Annotated in this window: 16 protein-coding genes; 1 reads left to right on the top strand and 15 read right to left on the bottom strand. The window is 62.4% G+C overall.

Translation table 11 applies throughout. From position 1 onward, the window contains the following. Positions 1-34: 34 nt before the first annotated feature. The 3 genes from ligD to M0D64_RS11950 form a co-directional block, all read right to left on the bottom strand. A complete protein-coding gene (gene ligD / locus M0D64_RS11960; protein WP_266257841.1) occupies positions 35-3,025 on the bottom strand; it encodes a DNA ligase D in 2,991 nt (996 codons plus the stop codon). A 55-nt stretch (positions 3,026-3,080) separates the two neighbouring features. Next, on the bottom strand, positions 3,081-4,079 hold the full coding sequence (locus M0D64_RS11955) for a Ku protein (RefSeq protein WP_266257840.1): 999 nt from the start codon (positions 4,077-4,079) through the stop codon (positions 3,081-3,083). Between the two features lie 224 nt (positions 4,080-4,303). Next, the gene (locus M0D64_RS11950) at positions 4,304-5,560 is read right to left on the bottom strand and encodes a cytochrome P450 (RefSeq protein ID WP_266257839.1); all 1,257 of its coding nucleotides are present in this window, start codon (positions 5,558-5,560) and stop codon (positions 4,304-4,306) included. A gap of 389 nt (positions 5,561-5,949) precedes the next feature. Here M0D64_RS11950 and serB point away from each other — a divergent pair, with 389 nt between their 5' ends. Beyond that, complete coding sequence (gene serB / locus M0D64_RS11945; RefSeq protein ID WP_266257838.1) at positions 5,950-6,789, top strand: phosphoserine phosphatase SerB; 840 nt, start codon at positions 5,950-5,952, stop codon at positions 6,787-6,789. A 50-nt stretch (positions 6,790-6,839) separates the two neighbouring features. Here the strand turns inward: serB and M0D64_RS11940 are convergent, their stop codons facing one another. The 12 genes from M0D64_RS11940 to phaC all read right to left on the bottom strand — a co-directional run bounded on the left by M0D64_RS11940 (position 6,840) and on the right by phaC (position 19,693). After that, positions 6,840-6,971: a hypothetical protein gene (locus M0D64_RS11940; RefSeq protein WP_266238934.1), complete on the bottom strand. Its 132-nt coding sequence runs from the start codon at positions 6,969-6,971 to the stop codon at positions 6,840-6,842. A 50-nt stretch (positions 6,972-7,021) separates the two neighbouring features. Next, complete coding sequence (locus tag M0D64_RS11935; RefSeq protein ID WP_266257837.1) at positions 7,022-7,471, bottom strand: hypothetical protein; 450 nt, start codon at positions 7,469-7,471, stop codon at positions 7,022-7,024. A gap of 184 nt (positions 7,472-7,655) precedes the next feature. Beyond that, positions 7,656-8,840: a cystathionine beta-lyase gene (locus M0D64_RS11930; RefSeq protein WP_266257836.1), complete on the bottom strand. Its 1,185-nt coding sequence runs from the start codon at positions 8,838-8,840 to the stop codon at positions 7,656-7,658. Between the two features lie 14 nt (positions 8,841-8,854). Next, complete coding sequence (locus tag M0D64_RS11925; RefSeq protein WP_154563099.1) at positions 8,855-9,529, bottom strand: hypothetical protein; 675 nt, start codon at positions 9,527-9,529, stop codon at positions 8,855-8,857. A gap of 109 nt (positions 9,530-9,638) precedes the next feature. Then, entirely contained in the window at positions 9,639-10,823 is a 1,185-nt protein-coding gene (gene bktB, locus M0D64_RS11920; RefSeq protein ID WP_175052260.1) for a beta-ketothiolase BktB, read from the bottom strand. A gap of 75 nt (positions 10,824-10,898) precedes the next feature. Beyond that, complete coding sequence (locus M0D64_RS11915) at positions 10,899-11,894, bottom strand: sugar kinase (RefSeq protein WP_266257835.1); 996 nt, start codon at positions 11,892-11,894, stop codon at positions 10,899-10,901. 3 nt (positions 11,895-11,897) lie between these two features. Next, a complete protein-coding gene (rimO, locus tag M0D64_RS11910) occupies positions 11,898-13,289 on the bottom strand; it encodes a 30S ribosomal protein S12 methylthiotransferase RimO (protein ID WP_266257834.1) in 1,392 nt (463 codons plus the stop codon). A gap of 117 nt (positions 13,290-13,406) precedes the next feature. Continuing rightward, the gene (locus M0D64_RS11905; RefSeq protein ID WP_266257833.1) at positions 13,407-14,465 is read right to left on the bottom strand and encodes a tRNA-dihydrouridine synthase; all 1,059 of its coding nucleotides are present in this window, start codon (positions 14,463-14,465) and stop codon (positions 13,407-13,409) included. A gap of 386 nt (positions 14,466-14,851) precedes the next feature. After that, positions 14,852-15,469, bottom strand: a complete 618-nt coding sequence (gene phaR, locus M0D64_RS11900) for a polyhydroxyalkanoate synthesis repressor PhaR (RefSeq protein ID WP_266257832.1) — start codon at positions 15,467-15,469, stop codon at positions 14,852-14,854. Positions 15,470-15,602: 133 nt separating this feature from the next. After that, positions 15,603-16,343 (bottom strand): 3-ketoacyl-ACP reductase, encoded by a 741-nt coding sequence (locus M0D64_RS11895; protein ID WP_054039485.1) that lies wholly within the window; start codon positions 16,341-16,343, stop codon positions 15,603-15,605. A gap of 218 nt (positions 16,344-16,561) precedes the next feature. After that, on the bottom strand, positions 16,562-17,743 hold the full coding sequence (locus M0D64_RS11890) for an acetyl-CoA C-acetyltransferase (RefSeq protein ID WP_266257831.1): 1,182 nt from the start codon (positions 17,741-17,743) through the stop codon (positions 16,562-16,564). A 135-nt stretch (positions 17,744-17,878) separates the two neighbouring features. Further along, a complete protein-coding gene (gene phaC / locus M0D64_RS11885; RefSeq protein ID WP_266257830.1) occupies positions 17,879-19,693 on the bottom strand; it encodes a class I poly(R)-hydroxyalkanoic acid synthase in 1,815 nt (604 codons plus the stop codon). Positions 19,694-20,216 lie beyond the last annotated feature (523 nt).

The raw sequence follows: 20,216 nt of genomic DNA, 5'->3' as shown, positions 1-20,216 counted from the left end.
TTGTTCAGGTTGAATCAGGCTGGCTGGATCGCGATCACTCCGCTTCATCCAGACGTTTTCTCATGGCTGCGGTGATGCGCTGACGTGTCTTCGCGTAGTCTGCCCACGGGTCGCGCTTGAGGTCTGCGAGACGCTCGTGCACGTTTTCGACGGTCCATTGATCGCCGCTCGTGGTGGTGGCGACTTCGTCCCACGAGAGCGGCACCGAAACGCCCAGTCCCGGCCTGGCGCGCGCTGAGAATGCGGCCACCGTACTCGAGCCGCGGTTGTTGCGCAGGTAATCGACAAAGATTTTCTGCTTGCGATTCTGGGCCCCCATCTTCGCGCTGAAGTACTTCGGCAACGTCGTCGCCATGTGCTGCGCGACGGCTTGCGAAAACGCCTTCACTTCGTCCCAGCCGGCATGCTTCGCAAGCGGCACCACCACATGGAAGCCCTTGCCACCGCTCGTCTTGCAGAACGAGGTCAGACCGAGTTCTTCGAGCAGCGAGCGCGTCAGTTGCGCGGCCTCGATCATCCGCTTCCAACCGAGCGATGCGTCCGGGTCGAGATCGAACACCATGCGGTCGGGTTTTTCGATGTTCGACACCACGGCATTCCACGTGTGAAATTCGATCGTGCCCATCTGGGCGGCGCCGACCAGCGCTTTGCGCGTATCGACGGTTATCAGCGGTGGATGACCGGGGTCGAGTCCGGGATGCTGCATGACGTTGGGGATCGACAGCTTCTGGCTGTGCTTCTGGAAAAACAGCTCGCCGCCGATGTCCTCGGGCGCGCGCACCAGCGACACCGGCCGGTCTTGCAGATGCGGCAGCATCCAGTCGGCGACCGATTCGTAGTAGCGCACGAGATCGATTTTGCGGGTGCCGGTGCTTTTGTCGATGACGCGGTCGGGATGGGATACGCGAACGCCGGCGACTTCGGCTGGCGTTGTAGCGGGTTTTGATTTCGCCGCCGTGGTTTTTGTTGCGGGCGTTCTGGTTGTTGTTGCTTTCGCTGATGGTGTGCTTTTGGCCTGCGTCTTCGCTGCGGTGGCTTTGGTCCCAGACGTCTTCGCTGCGCCTTTTTTAACGGGCTTGGGTGCGGCACTCGCAGCGCTCGTTTTCGTCGTGCGTTTCTTCGCCACGGTGTCGGATGCGGTATCGGTTTGCTCCTGCACATCGGCTCCTTTACGGGATGCTTCCCTGACGATCTGCCGCGCCGGTTTGTCATTGCGCAGACTCACGAACGACGCCTGCCGCACGATGCCTTCGCTCGTCCATTCAGCGAAATTGCATTCGCAGACAAGCACCGGTTCGACCCAATGCACCGGCGTGCGGCTGCGCTCGCGCGGCGTGCTGGCGAACGGCATGCGGCTGGTTGCGTGCGCCTCGAGTTCCTTCTTGAGCGAGCGCAGCAACGCAGCGTTGAAACCCGTGCCGACACGGCCGGCGTATTGCAGTTTGCCTTTGCCGTCGTAGACGCCAAGCAACAACGCCCCGAACGCCGCACGGCTACCCGCCGGCTCCGAATAGCCGCCGATCACGAACTCCTGGCGGCGTCGGCATTTCAATTTGATCCATCCGGACGAACGCCCCGAGGTGTAGCCGCTGTCGCGCCGTTTGCCGATGATGCCTTCGAGCGCCATGTCGCACGCGCTCTTCAGCAGATCGTCGGGGCTGAACGCGAAGTCGTTCGAGAAGCGCAGTACGCTGTCATCGTGCCCATCTACCCCTTCCAATAACGCACGCAGAATCGCGCGGCGTTGTTCGAGTGGCACGTCTCGCAAGTCGTAGCCGTTCAGGAATGGCACGTCGAACAGATAGATGACGATGTCCTGCGGGCGGTCCGCATCGAACGCGTTTTGCAGCGCCTGAAAACTCGGTACGCCGTTGTCATCGAGCACCACCGCTTCGCCGTCGAGCCACGCGCTTTCGATGTCGAGTTGTTCGAATGCCTCCACCTGCTTGCCGAACTTCGCGGTCCAATCATTGCCCGCGCGCGTGAACACCTTGACCGCACGCGTCTTTGCGTTTCGATCGATGCGGGCTAGCACGCGATAGCCGTCGAACTTGATTTCGTATGTCCATTCATCGCCGGGTGGCGCGGCGTCGACGAGCGTCGCCAGTTGCGGCTTGAAGGTGGCGGGCAACGCGGCCTTGACCGCGCCTTCAATCGAGGGCGATGCGGCAAGCTCGCGCAGTGACTGCGTGCTGCGGGTCGACACGATGTCGGTTTTTTTCGGGTCCGCACGGCTTAATGAAGTGGCTTTTGCACCGTTACTGCCGGTGGTGTTCGATCTCGATGCTGTCTCTTTGGCCCTGGCGGCGTTTGCAGTCCTGGCGGCCTTGATTGCAGTCTTCGCTCCGGTGCTGCTTGCGCTCTGGCGTGCGGACTCGTTTGCGGCCGTTTTTGTCGCGGTCCTCGTGGACTTTGCGCGCTTGCCCACCGATGCACTACCCTCCAGTACGCTGCCAGGGCACTGCTTCAGAACGTCGTAGTCGCTTTGATCGCGTGCTTCCTCGTCGCGCTCCTTGATCAGCAGCCACTGCTCCTTGTCGCCACTGCCGCGCATATGACTGCGCACCAGCGTCCAGCCACCGTGCAGCTTTTCGCCAAAGAGCCGGAACTTGAGCTTGCCCGCCTTATACGATCTGGCAGCCTCCGCCGCGCCGCCGACCGGCTCCCACGTCCCGCGATCCCACACGATCACGGTCCCCGCGCCATAGTTGCCAGGCGGGATCTCGCCTTCGAAAGAACCATACTCGACAGGGTGATCTTCGACATGCACCGCGAGCCGTTTCACCGACGGGTCGAGGCTCGGCCCCTTTGGCACCGCCCACGACAGTAACGTGCCGTTCAGTTCGAGGCGGAAGTCGTAATGCAAGCGCCGCGCGTCGTGCTCCTGAATCACATACGACAGCGCCTCGTTCAATACGCGCGCAGCGCTCTTGCGACCGGCTTTCTTCCGCGCAGCCGTGCCCGATGGCTCCGGCGTTTCGTCGAAGCGGCGCTTGCGGCTGTAGAGATCGAGCCTGTCGTTCATGGAGATGAACTCGTCGTGGATCGAGCTGGTGCGGTGCTATAGATCAAGCGAGCGATCAGGCGGCCGCACGCCGTTTGCGAGCAGCCGGGGCCGACTTGGCGCTGCCGCCACTGCTCTTGCCGCCATTGCGACTCGTACCCGCCGAGCGCGCCGCACGCGGCTTCTTGCGGGCTGGCGCAGCTGCTTCGGCTTCGGCATTGTCGCCCTCCTCATCATCGTCCACGGCATGCTTGCGCGCGCCCGTCGCCGGCTTGCCTTTGCCGCGGCCGAGGCTGCGCTTGAGCAGGTCGGACAGATCGAGGATGTCGGCGGATTGGCGCGATTCGCGCGGCGCCTCGACCTCGGTGATTTCCTTGGTCTTGCCCGCGCGAATCTTTCGATCGACCAGCGCCATGATGTCGTCGTGGAACGTGTCGTGATACTGCGATGGATCCCACTTGTCGCTCATGTCGTTGATCAGTTTTTTCGCCATGTCGAGTTCACGCGTCGTCACGCCGGCCGCTTTCATCCCTTCCGGCGGCAGTTTGAATTCGTCGAAGTCGCGTACCTCGGCGGCCCAGCGCAAGGTGTTCAACGCCAGCATCGGCCCAACTGGAATCAGCGCCGCGAGATGTTGCTTATTGTGCAGCACGACACTCGCCACGCCGATCTTGCTCGACGCTTTCATCGCTTCGCGCAGCAGCGCGTACACCTTTTCCCCCTTGCGGTCAGGTGTCAGAAAGTACGGCGTGTCGAGATAAAGAAACGAGATGTCGGGTGCGTCAATGAAGGCAAGGATATCGACCGTCTGCGTCGACTCAGGATTGGCCGCGCGAATCTCGTCGTCCGAGAGAACGACGTACTTGTCCTTTTCGTACTCGAAGCCGCGCACGATGTTCTCGCGCGCCACCTCCTTGCCCGTGCGCTTGTTGATCTGCTTGTAGCCGATCGGATCGATCGTGCGCTTGTCCAGCAGATTGAAGCCGACTTTCTCCGACTGCGTCGCCGGATACAACTGCACCGGAACGTGGACGAGGCCAAAGCTGATTGCGCCCTTCCAGATCATGTGTGCCATCGTGCGCTCCCCAAGGCCTGAGACCTTCGGTGAAGCAGCAAGCGTGCCACGGTTTTGCGCGCTATTCCCGGTTCGGCACGGCGGTGGCTGCCACGGTTTTGGCCATTATTGCCGCCGTGGCGCCGGGCCGGTTGCCACAGGCATCGGCTGTAAGTCTTGCGCCATGTCGGCAAAAGATACGGCGCTTGTTGGCTCGTCCAATGGTGTTCGGCAAGCGCCTATCTTCACCCGCCGCTCGCCGGTTCGAGTTCGATCGGCACCGCGGCGAAGCCGCGAAACCGCACCCGTCCGCCGCGCGTTGGCTCGCCGTCGAGCCGATACGCCGGAAAGCGCTGCACGAAGCGTCCGATGGCGATACGCGCCTCGAGTCGCGCGAGCGACAACCCCGCGCATTGATGAATGCCGAAGCCGAACGCCAGATGCCGGTTCGGATCGCGGCAGATGTCGAAGCGGTCCGGCTCCGCGAACTGCTCGGGGTCGCGATTGGCCGCGCCGATGCACAGCGTGACCGGCGTACCGCGCGCCACCGCGACGCCGCCGATCTCCGCGTCGACCGTGGCCATCCGGTTGCCCAGCTGATTCGAACTCTCGAACCGCAAACACTCTTCGACCGCCGACTCGATCAGCGACGGTTCGCTCAGCAACGCGGCGCGCTGTTCCGGCCAGGCAGTGAGCGTAACGAGACCGTTGCCGATCAGATTCGTGGTGGTCTCATGACCGGCGTTCAGGATGAAGATGCAGTTTTGCAGCAGTTCCGCTTCCGACAATTGCTCGCCGCCCTGTTCGCCTTGTTCGCCCTGGATAAGGCGCGTCAGCACGTCGTGTTGCGGATCGCCAGGCTCGCGCCGGCGCCGTGCCACCAGATCGCGTAAATAGTCGACAAACTCGTTGACCGCGCGGTTGCCCCGTTCGAGCTGCGCCTCGTTCAGCGACGGCTCCAGCGCGCCGAGGATCGCCAGCGACCAGTCGCGCAACGGCTCGCGCTCAGCGTGCGGCACGTCCAGCAGATTGCCGATGATCTCGACCGGAATCGCCGATGCGAACCCTCCAATCAGATCGATCCGGCCACGCGCAGCGGCAGCATCGAGCAAACCATCGACGAGGCGGATCAGCCCCGGTTCCATGGCCGCGATCGCGCGCGCCGTCAGCGCGCCGGCGATCAGTTTGCGCACCCGCGTGTGACGCGGCGGATCGTTGAAGACGAGACTGGTGGTGTGGTGGGTGTAGAGCGGCGAGTCGCCGTACTTCGGTTTGAATTCGACGGTCTTGTCGGAGCTGAAAGTTTTCGGGTCGCGGTAAACCGCCTGTACGTCGCGAAAACGCGTCAGAAACAGCGAGCCGTCCGGCATGCGTTTGACCGGTTCATGGGCGCGCAGCGCGTGGTAGACCGGATACGGGTCGGCATAGAACGCGGGGCTCAGTTGGCGCAGATCGAAATCGCGTGCGAGGGTGGACGCGTCGCTGGCTGTCGCAGGGGGCATTGTTTGTCTCCGTAGTGGTGCGCCTCGTCATGGGTGCCGATACCTTGCCGATGCGTGCCACGTGCGGTGTGCTGCGCGCCTTTTGGAGGCGACGGGCTTGGCGGGTTCGACAGGCTGCGGGGCGTCGTTCGAAGCGCCAGTATGACGCGGGCGCCTGATAAGTGCACCGTGGACTGCCTGGTGTTCTGGCCGGATGGTTACGCGATGGCTTTCCTGGCGGGTCGCTTGTTGTCTATTAGCCGATTGTCGCCCGACCGCTTGACTGCCACCCGGTTACCTGTTGCCCGTTCTCCGCTGCCCCTGCGGGCCGCACACCGCCGAACCGTTACAATGACGGGATTTTCCGCGCGCGTTGCGCGCCCGCCCTTTTCCGCGTCAATGCGTCGCCCATGAACCTCGTCATCCAAAGCACCGCGCCCCTTTCCGCCGACCACCACAAAACGCTTGTCGCGCTCGCGCGCGGCTCACGCGCCGCTGTCATCGACGCAAACGCGATTCGCATCGCCGACGCGAACGTTGCGCAGCGCGCCGACCTCGAGGTCTATTGCAGCACGCATCAGCTGGACTACGCGTTTGTCGAACCCTGCCGCCAGTTGCGTGACTTCGGCCTCGTCGCGATGGACATGGATTCGACGCTGATCACGATCGAATGCATCGACGAAATCGCCGACTTCTGCGGCTTGAAAGCAGAAGTCGCCGCGATTACCGAAGCGTCGATGCGTGGCGAAATCAAGGACTTCAACGAGAGCCTGACGCGCCGCGTGGCACTGCTCAAGGGGCTCGACGCCGGCGCGCTCGAACGCGTTTATGAAGAGCGGCTGCAACTTTCGCCGGGCGCCGAACGAATGCTGGCCGGCGCGAAGGCGGCGGGATTGAAAACGCTGTTGGTGTCCGGCGGATTCACGTTCTTCACCGAAAAACTGAAAGCCCGGCTCGGCCTCGATTTCACGCACGCGAACACGCTCGAAATCGTGGATGGAAAGTTGACCGGCAACGTAATCGGCGAGATCGTCAACGCCGACGTGAAGGCCCGCACGCTGCGCGAGACATGCGCCCAACTGGGCATCGAACCGACGCGCGCGATTGCGATGGGCGATGGGTCGAACGATCTGAAAATGATGGCGACGGCGGGACTTTCTGTGGCGTTCCGTGCGAAGCCGGTGGTGCGCGAAGCAGCCAGTGTGGCATTCAACCACGTTGGGCTGGATGGCTTGCTGCGCCTGTTCTGAAACCTGGTTTGCGCTGGCCGATGCAATGGCGGCCAGCGCCGGTGCGAGAATTATTTGTTGAGATGGGCGATCAGGAACATGCCCAACATGGAGATCCCAGTGACTCCGATCACGACGCCATGCCACTTCAGAACAAGGGCGTAGTTTTCGTCAGATTCCAGAAACGTGAATAGTTTATGCATGAGTGCCTCCTAAAAGGAGATCAGTATAAGAGCTGCGTTATCTAAAAAATCTAAATCATATGCACGTGTAGGATTGCAAACAGAGTAGCTGCAAGAGATGTTGCAAGAATCGAAATCGCAATGGGCACACGCGACAAGGCCCCCGTAGCAAACCGTTTCTGCCCGTCACGAATGCATGTAGCCGTCTGATCACGGCGTGTATTGACCAAAGACAACATCACGATATTCGAACAGACGAATGCCAGGATGCAGAATCCAGCAATGGCGCCCTCCAGCACAGGCACCGCGCCACGCCCAAGCTCCAGCGCAGTCACCGCCTCATAGACCGCCGGCGCGCACAGACCGATCGCACACCAGAACAGTTGGCCGTCTTTCACTGATGCGGCGATCAACGCCTTCGCGACGCGCCAGCCGTGCGTGGGTGCGACGAGCGCTAGCGTAAAGATCGGGCCGACAATCGGCACGCCAAGATTCAGTAACATCCAGAAAAATAGATTCACAGGAACTCACCATAGTGCGGCAACCGTTAGTAAAGTGCGCACCATCGTAGCGTCGAGATCCGGCGTCGACCATTCGGCCGAATGGCTAGGTTTACTGGCTACCTTGACAAACAAAAAGCCCATCGTGAACGCGTCACAATGGGCTTTCTCAACCTTCAGAAATCGGCAATCAGCGCTCGGACGCTTAACCCAGCGCCACCAGACACTGTTCGATATCCGCGCGCAAATCGGCCTCTTCTTCCAGGCCGATATAGAACCGAACCAGCGTGCCGCGATACGGCCATTGACCTTCCGTGCGCATCGAGGCGACGTCGTACGGCATCGCGAGACTGTGCGCTCCGCCCCAGCTCCAGCCGAGCGAAAACAGATCGAGCGACTCGCAGAACGTGTCGATTTGCGCCGCGCTGTAACGTGCGTCGAACACCACTGAGAACAGTCCGCCCGCGCCCGTAAAGTCGCGCTTGAAAAACTCATGCCCTGGACAGTCGGACAACGCCGGGTGCAGGACCGCGGCAATTTCCGGACGCGTCTTCAGCCAGGTGGCGAGGCCGAGCGCTGCACGGTCATGCTGTTCGAAACGCAAGCGCATGCTCGGCAGACTGCGCAGAATCAGCGAACAGTCATCCACCGACACACCGATACCCGTGCGCATGCGCGCTGCCTTCAGCTTCAGATGCAACTCGCGATCGACGGTGATCGTCGCGCCCATCAACACGTCGCCGCCGCCCGACTGGTACTTGGTCAACGCCTGCACCGAGATATCGACACCGTGATCGAACGGCCGGAAACCGAGCCCCGCCGACCAGGTATTGTCGATCGCCGTAACGACGTTGCGCGCACGCGCCACCGCGGTAATGGCGGGCACGTCGGGCACTTCCATCGTGACCGAACCGGGCGCTTCGAGCCAGATCAAACGCGTATTCGGCTGGATCAGATCCGCGATGCCCGCGCCGATCATCGGATCGTAGTAGCGTGCGGTGATGCCGAAATCGCGCGCCAGCCAGTCGCCGTGATCGCGGTTCGGCGAGTAGACGTTATCGGGAATCAGCACGTCGTCGCCGGCCTTCACGAGGCCGAAGTACACGTTCGAAATCGACGACAAGCCCGACGGCTGCAGCAACGCGTGATTACCGCCTTCGATGGTGGCAAGCCGCTGCGCCAGCGCGAGCGAAGTCGGCGTGGCGTGCAGGCCATAGCGCCATTGCGCGTCGTTTTTCCAGTCGAGCGCGCGCATCGTCGCGAGATCAGGGAAAACGACAGTCGAGGCGCGCGTCACCGGCATCGAGAAAGATTCGAAACCCGGCGTGAGTTGGTCTTCGGCGCGCACGACGCGGGTTTGCAGACCGCGTTTGAGTTTGGATTGGGTCATGGTGTAGGTAGACTTTATTCGCCGGTTTGCAGGTTGCTCACCCCGCCAACGGCGTGACCACCGCCTGTCGCCGAGGCGGGCGCTGCTGCGCTGCCGGCGGACGGCTGCGGCGCCACCGCAGTCTTGTTAGCGGCCTGACCGGCACTCGCTGATGCAGCCGGCACAGCCTGCCCCGCTGCCAGTGGTTTCAGATCGAACGGCTGCGGGCTGGAATCGTCGACGTTCATCCGGTCGCCCGCCACCGAACCGTCGGCGGCAAACTTGCCCACCCAGTTGCCGGTGATATGCGTGCCGTCGTTCGATTCCTCGACTTCGAGCGTATCGCCGTCGCGGTCACCCGCGATCAGGATCACCTCGCCGGTGTCTGTGTACTGATACTCGCCGTGCACGCCGGCCGGATCGTCGGTTTTCGCGCCAAGTCGCAGCACGATCTGCCGCGAGCCCAGCATGCCGGCGTAACGCGGAAACTTCGCGAATTCGGGGCTCGGCTTGAGCGGCAACTGAATCGGCGGGGGCGCCGCCAGCTCCTTCACCGCGTCGCTTTCCGCCCATGCCTGCGCGGGCAGCACAGCCCCGGCGCCGGCACACAGCAATGCGGCCGCGCTCACTACGCCCCGAAGGACGTGCCTCTGGAGGACTGCCCAAGCGCGCCGACGCGTCGCACCCTTCATCGCTTTGGATTCCTGCATCCGTTCTTTCCTTGTTGCCTGATACTGCTCGATACTGGTTTGCTACCCGGCTTCGTTCGACGGGGACAACGTGACGCCTCGCGTGGCGTCACGTTGTCCCGCCTCGGCTTCAGATCCGTTCGAAGATCGCCGCGATGCCCTGCCCGCCACCGATACACATCGTCACCAGCGCATAGCGGCCGCCAACCCGCTGCAACTCATACAAGGCCTTGACCGTGATCAGTGCGCCGGTTGCGCCGATCGGGTGGCCGAGCGAAATGCCCGAACCGTTCGGATTGACCTTGGCCGGATCAAGACCGAGTTCCTTGCTGACCGCGCACGCCTGAGCGGCAAACGCTTCGTTCGCTTCGATCACATCCAGATCGGCGACCGTCAGACCGGCGCGTTCGAGCGCCTTGCGGGTTGCCGGCACCGGGCCGATACCCATGTAGGCCGGATCGACGCCTGCATGCGCGTACGAAACCAGCCGTGCCAACGGCTTGATCCCGCGCTTTTCAGCGACGCTGCGTTCCATCAGCACGACCGCCGCGGCGGCGTCATTGATGCCCGAGGCGTTGCCGGCCGTCACCGTGCCGTTTTCCTTTGCGAACACCGGCTTCAACTTGGAGAAGTCTTCGGCCGTCGCATTCATGCGCGTGTGCTCATCCGTATCGAATACGACATCGCCCTTCTTCGACGGGATCGTGATCGGCAGGATCTGGTCCTTGAAGTAGCCGCTCGTAATCGCATTGGCCGCGCGGCGATGCGATTCGAGCGCGAGTGCATCCTGCGTCTCGCGCGAGATGTCGTACTTGCGGGCGACGTTCTCAGCGGTCACGCCCATATGGATAGACTGGAACGGGTCGTTCAGCGCGCCGACCATCATGTCGACGAGGCGCGCATCGCCCATGCGCTGGCCGAAGCGCGCAGCCGGCATGGAATACGGCGCGCGGCTCATGTTTTCCGCGCCGCCGCCGATCGCGATGTCGGCGTCGCCGAGCAGCACGCTTTGCGCGGCCGAGACAATGGCCTGCAAGCCCGAGCCGCACAGACGGTTGACGGTCAACGCAGGCGCATGTTGCGCGACGCCGCCGTTGATCGCGGCCACCCGGGCCAGATACATGTCTTTCGGTTCGGTATGCACGACGTTGCCGAACACCACGTGACCGACTTCGTCGCCCGACACGTTCGCGCGCGCCAGCGCTTCACGCACGACGCGTGCGCCCAGATCGGTCGGCGGAAAATCCTTCAGACTGCCCCCAAAACCGCCGATTGCCGTACGTACACCGCTTACCACCACTACGTCTCGTTGCATCGCTCGCTCCTGTTTAGTGTCTCAAGATGATCTTGTCCTGACCGGCTGCGGGGCGCGCCTCGCAGCGCGTTACTGTCAGCCGGCCAGGATGTGTTCGACCGTCGCGCGCGAAGGGATCGGCGCGACCGCGCCGTAACCTTGCGTGGACAGTGCCGCGGCGACGTTCGCATAACGCGCCGCTTGAAACGGATCGTCACCCGCCACGATGCGCGCGATGAACGCGCCGCCGAAGCAGTCCCCCGCGCCGGTCGCATCGACCGCGTTGACGACGTGGCCCGGCACGACGCGCCGCTCATCCGGCGTGGCGATATACGAACCTTCCTTGCCAAGCTTGAGCGCCACGACACGCGGACCATGCGACAGCAGAAAGTCGACGATCTCGTCGCGGCCAGTCAAGCCGGTCAGTTCGGTGACGTCGTCCCAGCTCGGTAGGCAAATGTCGGTGTGACGAATGGCTTCGAGCATCACCGCACGCGCTCTTGCGAGCGGCCACAGCTTCAAACGAAGATTGGTGTCGAAACTCACGCGCACACCGTTCGCTCGTGCATGCTCGATCGCCGCCAACGCTGCGTCGCAGGCGCTCAGACTGATCGCGAGACTGATGCCGGACAGGTGGATGACTTTGGCCGCGGCGATCGCATCGAGCGGCAAATCGTGCGGCGCGTAGCGGCTCGCGGCCGAACCCGCGCGCAGATAGTCGAACGCGTGACCTGCGGGACCGTGCGAGACGAAATAGACGCCGGTGGGCGCGTGCGGATCGACGCGCACGAGTGACGTCTCGACCTGTTCGCGTTCCCACAGATCGATCAGCAGACGCCCGAAATGGTCGCTGCCCACGGCCGACACGAAACCCGTCTTCGCGCCCTGCCGTGCTGCCGCAATGCAGAAGTTCGACGTATCGCCGCCGAAGCCTTGCAGATAGTTCGGCTGATCTTTAGCCGACTGGTTGAACTCGATCATCGCCTCGCCGAGCGCGAGGATCTCCGGAGGCCGGCTCTCCGGGTGCTGGGCTGCCGGGGACCAGGTTGCCGGGGTCCGGCCTTCCGGCGTGCCGGCTGTGCTCACCGTCATCGCTTAGACCTCGCCCCACAGATCGTGACCGTCGGCGCCGGTGATCTTCACCGAGACAAAATCGCCGACCTTATAACGCTTCGACGCCTTGGTGGCCGGCGCGATATACACGACGCCGTCGATCTCGGGCGCATCCGCCGCGGTGCGGCCGATGCCGCCGTCGGCATTGATCTCGTCGACCAGCACTTTCAGCGTTTTGCCGACCTTCTTCGCAATCCGTTTGGCCGACACTTCTTCGGCCACTTCCATGAAACGCGCACGGCGCTCTTCACGCACTTCGTCGGGCAACGCACCGTCGAGTTCATTGGCGCTCGCGCCTTCGACCGGCGAATAAGCAAAGCAGCCGACCCGATCCAGTTCCGCCTCGCGAATGAAATCAAGCAGCGTCTGGAATTGCTCTTCAGTCTCGCCCGGGAAACCGGCGATGAACGTGCTGCGGATCGTCAGATCGGGGCAGATTTCGCGCCACGCCTTCACGCGCTCCATCACTTTCTCGGCATTGGCCGGACGCTTCATACGCTTCAGTACTTCAGGATGCGCATGCTGGAACGGCACATCCAGATACGGCAGCACGTGGCCCTTGAACGGACCTTCTGCCATCATCGGGATGACCTCGTCGACGCTCGGATACGGATACACGTAATGCAAACGTACCCATGCGCCGTATTGCGCCGCGAGTTCGCCAAGCGCGCCGACCAGATCGGTCATGCGCGTCTTGATCGGCTTGCCGTTCCAGAAACCGGTGCGGTATTTCACGTCGACGCCGTATGCGCTCGTGTCCTGCGAAATCACGAGCAGTTCTTTCACGCCGGACTTGAACAGGTTCTCCGCCTCGAGCATCACGTCGGCGACCGGACGCGACACGAGGTCGCCGCGCATTGACGGGATGATGCAGAACGTGCAGCGGTGGTTGCAGCCTTCGGAAATCTTGAGGTAAGCGTAGTGACGCGGCGTGAGCTTCACGCCGGCAGCCGGCACCAGATCGACGAACGGATCGTGCGGCTTCGGCAGATGATTGTGCACCGCCTGCATCACTTCGCCCAGCGCGTGCGGGCCGGTCACGGCCAGCACCTTCGGATGCACTTCTTCGATCAGATTCGAACCGCTCGCGCTCTGCTTGGCACCGAGGCAGCCCGTGACGATCACCTTGCCGTTTTCGCTGAGCGCTTCGCCGATCGCGTCGAGGCTTTCCTGCACCGCTTCGTCGATGAAGCCGCACGTGTTGACGACGACGAGGTCCGCGCCGTCGTACGTGCCGGAGATCTCGTAACCCTCGGCGCGCAACTGCGTGATGATCTGCTCGGAATCGACAAGCGCTTTAGGACAGCCGAGGCTGACGAAACCGACCTTCGGAGTCGAAGGGGTCGGCACGGCGGGGGAAATGGTCTGCGACATAGGATGGGTCCGGCGTATAGCGGTGACGATGGCGACAAATGGGGACGGTGCGGCAAGGCCAAGGGTCCGATGGTCAGACAGACCACAGCCCGGACAACGTTCCGCGCACGCAACCCTTTATTGTACCGCGCCGGCGACCGTACAGTCGGCCAGGTAGCGGGGCGTTGCCGGATCGGCCAGGCCAAGGGCCGCGTGTTGATGTGCCGGCATCGGGATCAAGCCACCGAGTGCCTGGGCGCGCTCGATCACGTCAAGAATGTCACGCGAATCATGGAGGCGCCGGATGGCTGCATACAGCTCGGCAGCCTGCGGCCACGTCCGTTTCAGATAACTGAGCCACATTTTGACGCGTCCGTGCTCATGGCGGGCAGCGACACGGGCTTGCAATTTTCTCAGGTAGTCGGCGAGCAAACCGAGCACGGCCGGCCATTCCTCGCCGGAAGACGTCCGCTCCATCAGACCGCGTATGCGCAATGCCAGAAAAGGATCCGACACGGCGCCCCGCCCGATCATTACGTCCGCGCAGCCGCTAACCGCCCGGCACCGTTCCCAGTCGGCCACCGTCCAGACTTCTCCGTTGGCCGTGACCGGCACGTCCACGGCGTCGTCGATACGCGCGATCCAGTCCCAGTGGGCCGGCGGCCGGTAGCCATGGTCGCGCGTTCTGGCATGCACGACGAGCGAGGCTGCGCCGCCCTCCGCCAATGCCGTGGCACAGTCGATCGCAAGCGATGTATCGGACACGCCGAGCCGCATTTTTGCTGTCACAGCGATGCCGGCAGGCACCGCGGCGCGAACGGAAGAAACAATCCGGTTCAGTTGTTCAGGGTGCGCGAGCAGCATCGCGCCGCCACCGTGCCGGTTGACGACTTTGGCAGGACAGCCGAAGTTCAGATCGAGTCCATGCGGCGACAAACTGGCCGCCTGGGCCGCATTCAGCGCCATCCATTCAGGATCGCTACCCAGAAGTTGGATCACCATCGGCGTGCCGCCGGGTGTGCGTCCTCCGTGGAGGACTTCGGGTGTATCCCTCTCGTAGACACGCTCGGGAAGCACGGAGCCCGTCACCCGGACGAATTCGGACACGCACCCGTCGAATCCGCCCGTGCTGGTCAGCACGTCGCGCAACACGTAGTCCGCGAGCCCTTCCATGGGCGCAAGAAACAGCCGGTTCATGTGGGAACGGCGCCTAAGCTGCTTCTGCGAATCTTACGGTCAGCCAAAGCTGACAAATCCGGCCTTCGGATTCGAAAGCGTGGGGGCGGTAGGGAAACGGGTCTGCGACATAGGTGGGGCTGGGATACAGCGGTGGCGACGGCGACAAATGGGACGCTGCGACGCGGCCTGGGGGGGTAACGGGATCAAAAGGATCGCGAGGACCACACCCCGCAACAGCGCCGGCGCACGCAACCCGTGATTGTACCGCGCCCATCCGCCTGCGCCCGGCGCGCAGGCCGCCGTGGTTCACCCGCCGCTCCATCACGCGACGGGCACACCACTCCTGCGCCGTTTGGCCATGGGGCCGACGCGTAAAGACGCGCCCACCGCGCAGCGTCGCGCCGTTACTTCTTCTCCGGCTCCGGATTGGTTTGCGGAGTAGCCGGCGTGACCGGTCCTCCGGCCGCATTCACCGGACCACCTGGCGTGAACGGGAAGGTGGCGAACATCGATTTCGCCTGGTTCTGCATCTGCTCCTGCATCTGCACGAACATGTTCTTCGACTGTTCGATGTAGCTGGTCATCATGCCCTGCATCATGGGCGCCTGCATGTTCATGAATTGCGACCAGACTTCGGGGTTCATCGCCTTGCCTTCGTACAGATTCTTCGACTGGTCGGCGAGCTTCGCCTGAATGTCGATGAAGGCCTGGATGTTCTTCTCCAGATACGTTCCCATCATGCCCTGCATGGCATGGCCGTAGAAACGGATGATCTGCGACAGCATCGACGACGAGAACATCGGCAAGCCGCCGCTCTCCTCTTCGAGAATGATCTGCAACAGGATGGCGCGCGTCAGGTCCTCGTTGCTCTTCGCATCGATGACCTTGAAATCCTCCTGATCCAGCACGAGCTGCTTAACGTCCGTCAGCGTGATGTACGTGCTTGTCTCGGTATCGTAGAGCCGGCGATTCGGATACTTCTTGATCAATCGTTCGGCTGTTTTCTTTGTAGTAGTGGTCATGTAACGCCTTTGAGCGCGAGTTGAGCGCGGAAACGGCGTCATGCCGGCGCACAATCGGGCAATTGTGCAGCCGGGACGCCGCCGGAACCATCTGAGCCGAAGCACGCTGCCTTGTGAGCGGCGCGCCGGTGACTCAGCCCATATGCAAACCACCGTTCAGCGAAAAATCCGCGCCCGTGGAGAAACCCGATTCGTCCGAGGCGAGCCATGCCACGATCGAGCCGATTTCCTGCGGCTGACCGAGACGGCGCACCGGGATCGTCGCAACGATCTTTTCCAGCACGTCCGGGCGGATCGACTTGACCATATCGGTGCCGATGTAGCCAGGCGACACGGTGTTGACCGTCACGCCCTTGGTGGCCACTTCCTGCGCCAGCGACATCGTGAAGCCGTGAATACCGGCCTTCGCGGTCGAATAGTTGGTCTGGCCGAACTGCCCCTTCTGGCCGTTCACCGACGAAATGTTGATGACCCGCCCGAAGCCGCGCTCGACCATCCCGTCGATCACCTGCTTGGTGACGTTGAAGAGGCTGGTCAGGTTGGTGTCGATCACCGCCGTCCAGTCTTCGTGCGTCATCTTGCGGAACACGACGTCGCGCGTAATACCGGCGTTGTTCACCAGCACGTCGATCTCGCCGACTTCGGCCTTGACCTTGTCGAACGCCGCCTTGGTCGATTCCCAATCGCCGACATTGCCTTCGGACGCGATGAAATCGTAGCCGAGTGCCTTCTGCTCTTCGAGCCACTTCACGCGGCGCGGCGAGTTCGGGCCACAGCCGGCGACTACCTTGAAGCCCTCTTTGTGCAGACGCTGGCAAATGCTTGTGCCGATGCCACCCATCCCGCCCGTTACGTACGCAATTCGCTGTGTCATAAACTACACTCCGTTTTTCGTTTTCGAGGTGCCGACCGGCTACCTCTTCCCTCGCCTGTGCTTCATCTCCACTGCCGCCGGGCGACCGGCCGACGAGGCCATTGCTCACCGCGCGCTACCTGCTGCAATGTGGCGCGCGGCAACCCTGCTTACCGCCTGCTAAAACCTGTCTGAGCCTGCTTGAGCCAACAACCTGAGGCCCCAGGACCTGAGGTCCATCAAGCGCGTTCGAGCGCCAGCGCCACGCCCATGCCGCCGCCGATACACAGCGACGCCAGACCCTTCTTCGCATCGCGCTTCTGCATTTCATGGATCAGCGTGACGAGAATCCGGGCGCCGGACGCACCGATCGGATGGCCGATCGCAATCGCGCCGCCGTTCACGTTGATCTTCGACGTGTCCCAGCCCATTTGCTGATTCACGGCGCACGCCTGTGCGGCAAACGCTTCGTTGATTTCCATCAAGTCCAGATCGGCCGGCGTCCAGCCCGCGCGTTCGAGACAACGGCGCGATGCGGGCACCGGACCCATGCCCATCACCTTCGGGTCCAGACCCGAGGTGGCGTACGCCTTGATGCGCGCGAGCGGCGTGAGGCCGAGCGCTTCAGCCTTCTTCGCCGACATCACCAGCACCGCCGCCGCGCCGTCGTTCAGACCCGACGCATTGGCCGCCGTCACCGAGCCTTCCTTCGAGAATGCCGGCTTCAGACCCGCCAGCGATTCAGCCGTCACGCCGTGACGCACGAACTCGTCCGTTGCGAAACGCAGCGGCTCACCCTTACGTTGCGGAATTTCGACCGGCACGATTTCGTCGTTAAAACGGCCCGACTTCTGCGCGGCTTCCGCCTTGTTCTGCGACAGCGCCGCGAACGCATCCTGCTGCTCGCGCGTGATGCCGTATTCCTTGGCGACGTTTTCTGCCGTCACGCCCATGTGGTACTGGTTGTAGACGTCCCACAGGCCGTCGACGATCATCGAGTCGATCAGCTTTGCGTCACCCATGCGGAAACCGTCGCGCGAGCCCGGCAGCACGTGCGGCGCGGCGCTCATGTTTTCCTGGCCGCCGGCGATCACGATGTCCGCGTCACCCGCGATAATCGCGTTGGCTGCCAGCATCACGGCCTTCAGGCCCGAGCCACATACCACGTTGATCGTCATGCCGGGCACCGCCGTGGGCAACCCCGCCTTGATCAGCGACTGACGCGCCGGGTTCTGACCCGAGCCTGCCGTCAGCACCTGCCCCAGAATGACTTCGCTGACCTGCTCAGGCTTCAGACCAGACCGTTCGAGCACGGCGCGAATCACGGTAGCGCCGAGTTCAGGCGCAGCGATCTTCGCCAGCGACCCACCGAATTTGCCAACTGCCGTACGGGCGGCCGATACGATCACAACATCAGTCATTTCCATATCCTCCGGGACATCGGCTAAATACGCCGCTGCCCGTCAAGTTAAAAATCTTGTTGCCAATGCGCCCTTGCATATATCAGGACGCGCACTCATACCGCCACACCACCGCGCCCTCAGGCGCGCTGAAGCCTACTCCCGTTGCCGCACATATCGCCCTGGCGCCGGTTCGATCACCGGGAATTCGTCGGAGCCGGCCGTGGCGCGTGGCTTCACTTTCTTGCCGCCATACTGGTCAAGCCACGTGGTCCATTCCGGCCACCAACTACCGGGCACTTCGGTCGCCTGGTCGAGCCATTCGTCCGGGCTTTCCGGCAGCGTCTTGACGTCGCCTTCCAGCGCCCAGTAGTTACGCTTTTTCTTTGCCGGCGGATTGATCACGCCAGCGATATGACCCGACGCGCCGAGCACGAACTTCAACGGTCCGGAGAGCAGCGGCACCGACGCATAGGCGGTTTGCCACGGCACGATATGGTCTTCGCGTGAACCGTAGATAAAGGTGGGCACGTCGATCTTCGAGAGGTCGACCGGCTCGCCGCAGGTGGTCACCGCGCCCGGCTCGCGCAGACGATTCTCGAGATACGTGTTGCGCAGATACCAGACATACATCGGCCCCGGCAGACTCGTCGAATCGCTGTTCCAGTACAGCAGATCGAACGGTACCGGCGTGCGCCCTTTGAGGTAATTGTCGACGACGTAGTTCCACACCAGATCGTTCGGCCGCAGGAACGAGAAGGTGTTGGCGAATTCGATGCCGCGCATCAATCCGGGCTTGCCGCCGTTCTTTCCGCCGATGGTCTGCTCGCGCATCTGCACATGCGCCTCATCGACGAATACGTCGAGCACGCCCGTGTCCGAGAAATCGAGCATCGCGGTGAGCAAGGTCATCGACGCAGCCGGATGCTCGCCGCGCGCGGCCGCCACCGCCAGCGCCGTGGCGAGCATGGTGCCGCCCACGCAGAAACCCAGCGTGTTGATTTGCTCGCGGCCGCTGATCTTGCTAACCGTTTCGATCGCCTTGAGCACGCCTTCGCTGACGTAGTCGTCCCACGTCTTGCCTGCGATCGATGCGTCCGCGTTGCGCCACGAAATCAGAAACACCTGATGACCCGAATCGAGTCCGTGCGCGACCAGCGAATTCTCCGGCTGCAGATCGAGAATGTAGAACTTGTTGATGCAAGGCGGCACGATCAGCAACGGCCGCTCACGCACGGTGGCCGTGCGCGGCTTGTACTGGATCAACTGAATGAGGTCGTTCTCGAACACCACTGAGCCTTCGGTGTTCGCGAGATTTTCGCCGACCACGAAACGCGATTCGTCCGTCTGCGAAATCTTGCCGCGCTGCATGTCGCCCAGCAGATTCATCACGCCCTGGCGCAAGCTCTCGCCCTTGCTATCGAGCAAGGTCTTTTGCGCTTCCGGATTCAACGCGAAGAAATTGCTCGGCGATGCGGCTGCGGTCCATTGCTGAACCGCGAACCGAACGCGCTCGCGCATCTTCGGTTCCGTTTCGAGCGCGTCGACCATTTCCTGCAGATAGCGCGCGTTCAACAAATACCACGCAGCGGTAAATGCATAGGCCGGGGTCGCGCTCCACGCGTCGGAACTGAAACGGCGGTCCTTGAGTTCGGGGGCTTTCGTCGTGGAGGTGGTTGCCTGCTGGATCAGTTCCATCGCCTCGCGCGAATAATCGGCTTGCAGCTTTTGCAGGCGCTCCGATGGAATCGCGGCGCTCGGAATGTTGAGTCCGGCGAATGACGGCATTGACGGCAGGGATCCCGCAGCCAGTTTGCTGAAGTCAGGCATACCGGGGAACGACGGCATCTGCGGCAAGCCCATTTGCGGCATCTGGGGCACTTGCGGCATCTGGAAAGGCATGTCACTGCCGCCGGGCGGCGTGCCCAGCGACCGCCATGCGTTCATCCAGGCGTCCAATAACTGCTGCATGCCTGCGGCTGGTGATGCGCCGCTCGTACCGGCCTGCTGCGTGTGCGCCGTCGAGGAGTCCGTGCTGGGAGAAGCTGAGGAATGTGATGCTGCCATACCTGCTTTTGACCGGTAAGTCCTTGCGGACGGGTTGAGAGGCAGGTTCATGCGCACGTGGGCGATTGCTCGCGACCTCGTCACGCCCTGTCCCATGTACGAGGAGCTGTGAGGAACATTCTTGCTCCCCATCGCAAGGCATGTCAATGCTTGTTCCCGATTTTGCCGCAGTGCGATAGTTTTTTAATTATCGTTTTCCCTGTATAGCAGATCGCGCTTTTGGAACATGGGTTGATAAGTGCCCGCATAAGCAAAAAAAGCTCCCGTATTGCATGGGCTTATGTGTATTTACGCGCATTTATCCGTTCACCCGCGGGCACTTTTAGCGGCAGATTAACTCATGCGCGGCAAAATCCGGCAGCGCAGCAAAAACACGCAACGCGCCTCCGAATAAACCCTCATACGGATGCTCGCAGGAAGACGTCGC

The sequence above is a fragment of the Paraburkholderia sp. WS6 genome (genome assembly GCF_030464835.1).
GTDB lineage: Bacteria > Pseudomonadota > Gammaproteobacteria > Burkholderiales > Burkholderiaceae > Paraburkholderia > Paraburkholderia madseniana.
This window is presented reverse-complemented; position numbering and strand designations above follow the sequence as displayed.

Coding starts and splice junctions, on each gene's coding strand:
- ligD (WP_266257841.1), bottom strand. CDS start 3,025: ATGAACGACAGGCTCGATCTCTACAGCCGCAAGCGCCGCTTCGACGAA.
- M0D64_RS11955 (WP_266257840.1), bottom strand. CDS start 4,079: ATGGCACACATGATCTGGAAGGGCGCAATCAGCTTTGGCCTCGTCCAC.
- M0D64_RS11950 (WP_266257839.1), bottom strand. CDS start 5,560: ATGCCCCCTGCGACAGCCAGCGACGCGTCCACCCTCGCACGCGATTTC.
- serB (WP_266257838.1), top strand. CDS start 5,950: ATGAACCTCGTCATCCAAAGCACCGCGCCCCTTTCCGCCGACCACCAC.
- M0D64_RS11940 (WP_266238934.1), bottom strand. CDS start 6,971: ATGCATAAACTATTCACGTTTCTGGAATCTGACGAAAACTACGCCCTT.
- M0D64_RS11930 (WP_266257836.1), bottom strand. CDS start 8,840: ATGACCCAATCCAAACTCAAACGCGGTCTGCAAACCCGCGTCGTGCGC.
- M0D64_RS11925 (WP_154563099.1), bottom strand. CDS start 9,529: ATGCAGGAATCCAAAGCGATGAAGGGTGCGACGCGTCGGCGCGCTTGG.
- bktB (WP_175052260.1), bottom strand. CDS start 10,823: ATGCAACGAGACGTAGTGGTGGTAAGCGGTGTACGTACGGCAATCGGC.
- M0D64_RS11915 (WP_266257835.1), bottom strand. CDS start 11,894: ATGACGGTGAGCACAGCCGGCACGCCGGAAGGCCGGACCCCGGCAACC.
- rimO (WP_266257834.1), bottom strand. CDS start 13,289: ATGTCGCAGACCATTTCCCCCGCCGTGCCGACCCCTTCGACTCCGAAG.
- M0D64_RS11905 (WP_266257833.1), bottom strand. CDS start 14,465: ATGAACCGGCTGTTTCTTGCGCCCATGGAAGGGCTCGCGGACTACGTG.
- phaR (WP_266257832.1), bottom strand. CDS start 15,469: ATGACCACTACTACAAAGAAAACAGCCGAACGATTGATCAAGAAGTAT.
- M0D64_RS11895 (WP_054039485.1), bottom strand. CDS start 16,343: ATGACACAGCGAATTGCGTACGTAACGGGCGGGATGGGTGGCATCGGC.
- M0D64_RS11890 (WP_266257831.1), bottom strand. CDS start 17,743: ATGACTGATGTTGTGATCGTATCGGCCGCCCGTACGGCAGTTGGCAAA.
- phaC (WP_266257830.1), bottom strand. CDS start 19,693: ATGCAGCAGTTATTGGACGCCTGGATGAACGCATGGCGGTCGCTGGGC.